Raw genomic sequence first — 5,486 nt, forward strand, 5'->3', positions numbered from 1 at the left:
GTGCCCGTTTGGGTGGGGGTGTTCGAGGGTGGTGGGTCTTGGTTGAGATAGGTGCCGTTTTCTTCCACCTCCGTGGTTGGGGCGGTGCCAAAATTCAGCCGAATCTGAACGGTCCTTATCGGGACCATTTCGTGTGTCGGTTGCTCTGCTGCTTTTGGGTGGTGGGGTGCCATGTAGACATTTACGGAGAGTTTGATTCTGGCTCAGGACGAACGCTGGCGGCGTGCTTAACACATGCAAGTCGAACGGTGATGGCCAGCTTGCTGGTCTGATCAGTGGCGAACGGGTGAGTAACACGTGAGCAACCTACCCCAGACTCTGGAATAACCATGGGAAACGATGGCTAATACCGGATACGAGACACACGCGCATGTGTGGTGTCTGGAAAGATTTATCGGTCTGGGATGGGCTCGCGGCCTATCAGCTTGTTGGTGGGGTAGTGGCCCACCAAGGCGACGACGGGTAGCCGGCCTGAGAGGGCGACCGGCCACACTGGGACTGAGATACGGCCCAGACTCCTACGGGAGGCAGCAGTGGGGAATATTGCACAATGGGCGCAAGCCTGATGCAGCGACGCCGCGTGAGGGATGACGGCCTTCGGGTTGTAAACCTCTTTCAGCAGGGAAGAAGCGCAAGTGACGGTACCTGCAGAAGAAGCGCCGGCTAACTACGTGCCAGCAGCCGCGGTAATACGTAGGGCGCAAGCGTTGTCCGGAATTATTGGGCGTAAAGAGCTCGTAGGCGGTTTGTCGCGTCTGCTGTGAAAACCTAAGGCTCAACCTTGGGCTTGCAGTGGGTACGGGCAGACTAGAGTGCGGTAGGGGTGACTGGAATTCCTGGTGTAGCGGTGGAATGCGCAGATATCAGGAGGAACACCGATGGCGAAGGCAGGTCACTGGGCCGCAACTGACGCTGAGGAGCGAAAGCATGGGGAGCGAACAGGATTAGATACCCTGGTAGTCCATGCCGTAAACGTTGGGCACTAGGTGTGGGGCTCATTCCACGAGTTCCGTGCCGCAGCAAACGCATTAAGTGCCCCGCCTGGGGAGTACGGCCGCAAGGCTAAAACTCAAAGAAATTGACGGGGGCCCGCACAAGCGGCGGAGCATGCGGATTAATTCGATGCAACGCGAAGAACCTTACCAAGGCTTGACATACACCGGAAACTTCCAGAGATGGTTGCCCCGCAAGGTCGGTGTACAGGTGGTGCATGGTTGTCGTCAGCTCGTGTCGTGAGATGTTGGGTTAAGTCCCGCAACGAGCGCAACCCTCGTCCCATGTTGCCAGCGGGTTATGCCGGGGACTCATGGGAGACTGCCGGGGTCAACTCGGAGGAAGGTGGGGATGACGTCAAATCATCATGCCCCTTATGTCTTGGGCTTCACGCATGCTACAATGGCCAGTACAAAGGGCTGCGATACCGCGAGGTGGAGCGAATCCCAAAAAGCTGGTCTCAGTTCGGATTGGGGTCTGCAACTCGACCCCATGAAGTCGGAGTCGCTAGTAATCGCAGATCAGCAACGCTGCGGTGAATACGTTCCCGGGCCTTGTACACACCGCCCGTCAAGTCACGAAAGTCGGTAACACCCGAAGCCGGTGGCCCAACTCGTAAGAGAGGGAGCTGTCGAAGGTGGGACTGGCGATTGGGACTAAGTCGTAACAAGGTAGCCGTACCGGAAGGTGCGGCTGGATCACCTCCTTTCTAAGGAGCATCTGGCAGCCACATCACCTGTCATGGGTGGTGGGGGGTGTCCAGGCCCGTTGTCCCTGCCGAACGAGTGGGGGACGGTGCTCGAGGGTGGAACATCGACTGTGGCCGGCTCATGAGCTGGTGGCGACCTAGTACGCCGGGCCCTTTCGGGGGTTCTGGGTGGGAACGGATCGTTGCTGGTGAGGGGTTGGCTGGGCACGCTGTTGGGTCCTGAGGGAACAGCCGAAAGGTCTGTTCGTTCAGGGTCGCTACGCACGCATGGTGCACCTGAGGGTGTGGTGTGGGTGCGGGTGGCTGCGGGCTGGTACCGCTCAGACGAACCACCCATCGCACGGACCTGGCAACAGGTTGGGTGTGGTGGGTAGGCGCTGGGGTGAGGGTGCTGGTTTCCCGGTCGTAGCTTGAGAACTGCACAGTGGACGCGAGCATCTTTTATTTGAATGATTTTTGTGGTCAAGTTTATAAGGGCACAGGGTGGATGCCTTGGCACTAGGAGCCGAAGAAGGACGTTGTAGCCTGCGATAAGCCTCGGGGAGTTGGCAAACGAACCGTGATCCGAGGATGTCCGAATGGGGAAACCCCGCACGAGTCATGTCGTGTGACCCGCACCTGAATATATAGGGTGTGTGGAGGGAACGGCGGGAAGTGAAACATCTCAGTACCGCCAGGAAGAGATATTCCGTGAGTAGTGGCGAGCGAAAGCGGATCAGGCCAAACCGTGTACGTGTTCAAGCCGGCAGGCGTTGCGTGCACGGGGTTGTGGGACCTTTCCGTTGGATCTGCCGATCCGACAGGGAGTCAGAAAGTCGCGTCATAGTCGAAGGGCATTGAAAGGCCCGGCACAGAGGGTGTGACCCCCGTAGACGAAATGGCGTGGCCTCCCGAAGGGGATCCCAAGTAGCTCCGGGCCCGAGAAACCTGGAGTGAATCTGCACAGACCACTGTGTAAGCCTAAATACTACCTAGTGACCGATAGCGGACAAGTACCGTGAGGGAAAGGTGAAAAGTACCCCGGGAGGGGAGTGAAATAGTACCTGAAACCGTGTGCCTACAATCCGTTGGAGCCTCCCTAGCAGGGGTGACAGCGTGCCTTTTGAAGAATGAGCCTGCGAGTTAGTGGTACGTGGCGAGGTTAACCCGTGTGGGGAAGCCGTAGCGAAAGCGAGTCCGAATAGGGCGTCTCAGTCGCGTGCTCTAGACCCGAAGCGGAGTGATCTAGCCATGGGCAGGTTGAAGCGCGGGTAAGACCGCGTGGAGGACCGAACCCACCAGGGTTGAAAACCTGGGGGATGACCTGTGGTTAGGGGTGAAAGGCCAATCAAACTCCGTGATAGCTGGTTCTCCCCGAAATGCATTTAGGTGCAGCGTCACGTGTTTCTTGCCGGAGGTAGAGCTACTGGATAGCCGATGGGCCCCACCAGGTTACTGACGTTAGCCAAACTCCGAATGCCGGTAAGCCAGAGCGTGGCAGTGAGACTGCGGGGGATAAGCTCCGTAGTCGAGAGGGAAACAGCCCAGACCACCAGCTAAGGCCCCTAAGCGTATGCTAAGTGGGAAAGGATGTGGAGTTGCACAGACAACCAGGAGGTTGGCTTAGAAGCAGCCACCCTTGAAAGAGTGCGTAATAGCTCACTGGTCAAGTGATTCCGCGCCGACAATGTAGCGGGGCTCAAGTATACCGCCGAAGCTGTGGCATTCACATATCAGCTCAGCGCACCCTCGGGTGTGTTCAGGCGTGTGGATGGGTAGGGGAGCGTCGTGTGGGCAGTGAAGTCGCGGGGGAACCCAGCGGTGGAGCCCACACGAGTGAGAATGCAGGCATGAGTAGCGAATGACGGGTGAGAAACCCGTCCGCCGAATGATCAAGGGTTCCAGGGCCAGGCTAATCCGCCCTGGGTAAGTCGGGACCTAAGGCGAGGCCGACAGGCGTAGTCGATGGACAACGGGTTGATATTCCCGTACCGGCGAAGAACCGCCCATACCGAGCCCGGTGATGCTAAACGCCCGAGACGTCACATCGTCCCTTCGGGGACACCGTGGCGTGGAGCGCGTGACCCGAACCGGTAGTAGGTAAGCGTATTAACAGGGGTGACGCAGGAAGGTAGCCAAGCGTGGCGATGGTAGTCCACGTCCAAGGTCGTAGGGCGAGGTGTAGGCAAATCCGCACCTCATATAGCCTGAGAGCTGACGGTGACCGCGAATGCGGGAATCTGGTGATCCTATGCTGCCAAGAAAAGCCTCGACGCGAGGTTCTAGCCGCCCGTACCCCAAACCGACTCAGGTGATCAGGTAGAGAATACCAAGGCGATCGAGAGAATCGTGGTTAAGGAACTCGGCAAAATGCCCCCGTAACTTCGGGAGAAGGGGGGCCTGAAGCGTGAACCGACTTGCTCGGGGAGCGTGAAGGGCCGCAGAGACCAGGGAGAAGCGACTGTTTACTAAAAACACAGGTCCGTGCGAAGTCGCAAGACGATGTATACGGACTGACGCCTGCCCGGTGCTGGAAGGTTAAGAGGACGGGTCAGCCGCAAGGCGAAGCTCAGAATTTAAGCCCCAGTAAACGGCGGTGGTAACTATAACCATCCTAAGGTAGCGAAATTCCTTGTCGGGTAAGTTCCGACCTGCACGAATGGCGTAACGACTTCTCCGCTGTCTCAACCGCGAACTCGGCGAAATTGCACTACGAGTAAAGATGCTCGTTACGCGCAGCAGGACGGAAAGACCCCGGGACCTTTACTATAGTTTGGTATTGGTGTTCGGTGCGGCTTGTGTAGGATAGGTGGGAGACTGTGAAGCCGGCACGCCAGTGTCGGTGGAGTCAACGTTGAAATACCACTCTGGTCGCTCTGGATATCTAACCTCGGTCCGTGATCCGGACCAGGGACAGTGCCTGATGGGTAGTTTAACTGGGGCGGTTGCCTCCTAAAATGTAACGGAGGCGCTCAAAGGTTCCCTCAGCCTGGTTGGCAATCAGGTGGCGAGTGCAAGTGCACAAGGGAGCTTGACTGTGAGACTGACAGGTCGAGCAGGGACGAAAGTCGGAACTAGTGATCCGGCGGTGGCTTGTGGAAGCGCCGTCGCTCAACGGATAAAAGGTACCCCGGGGATAACAGGCTGATCTTGCCCAAGAGTCCATATCGACGGCATGGTTTGGCACCTCGATGTCGGCTCGTCGCATCCTGGGGCTGGAGTAGGTCCCAAGGGTTGGGCTGTTCGCCCATTAAAGCGGTACGCGAGCTGGGTTTAGAACGTCGTGAGACAGTTCGGTCCCTATCCGCTGCGCGCGCAGGAAACTTGAGAAGGGCTGTCCCTAGTACGAGAGGACCGGGACGGACGAACCTCTGGTGTGCCAGTTGTTCCGCCAGGAGCACGGCTGGTTAGCTACGTTCGGAAGGGATAACCGCTGAAAGCATCTAAGCGGGAAGCCTGCTTCAAGATGAGGTTTCCATGCCCCCTTGAGGGGTGAGAGGCTCCCAGCTAGACCACTGGGTAGATAGGCCGGATGTGGAAGAGGGGACTAACGACCCTCGCAGCTGACCGGTACTAATAAGCCGACAACTTCACCACTTCATTCAAGTGTTGTGCTACGCGTCCACTGTGCGGTTCCCGAGAGACGAACGGGAACCCGTTTGACAACTCGACAGCGTTACGGCGGTCATAGCGAAGGGGAAACGCCCGGTCCCATTCCGAACCCGGAAGCTAAGCCCTTCAGCGCCGATGGTACTGCACTCGCCAGGGTGTGGGAGAGTAGGACGCCGCCGGACATCATTCAGAA

Annotated in this window: 3 rRNA genes; all 3 read left to right on the forward strand. The window is 57.9% G+C overall.

Annotation, left to right across the window (positions count from 1 at the left end):
- The first annotated feature begins 180 nt into the window (after positions 1–180).
- The 3 genes from HP550_RS01640 to rrf all read left to right on the forward strand — a co-directional run bounded on the left by HP550_RS01640 (position 181) and on the right by rrf (position 5,475).
- Positions 181–1,702, forward strand: a 16S ribosomal RNA gene (locus tag HP550_RS01640).
- 460 nt (positions 1,703–2,162) lie between these two features.
- Positions 2,163–5,278: ribosomal RNA gene (locus HP550_RS01645) — 23S ribosomal RNA — on the forward strand.
- An 80-nt stretch (positions 5,279–5,358) separates the two neighbouring features.
- Positions 5,359–5,475 (forward strand): 5S ribosomal RNA (gene rrf / locus HP550_RS01650).
- The 16S, 23S and 5S rRNA genes sit together here, the layout of an rRNA operon.
- Positions 5,476–5,486 lie beyond the last annotated feature (11 nt).

It is taken from the genome of Cellulomonas humilata (genome assembly GCF_013359775.1).
Classification (GTDB): Bacteria; Actinomycetota; Actinomycetes; order Actinomycetales; family Cellulomonadaceae; genus Cellulomonas; species Cellulomonas humilata.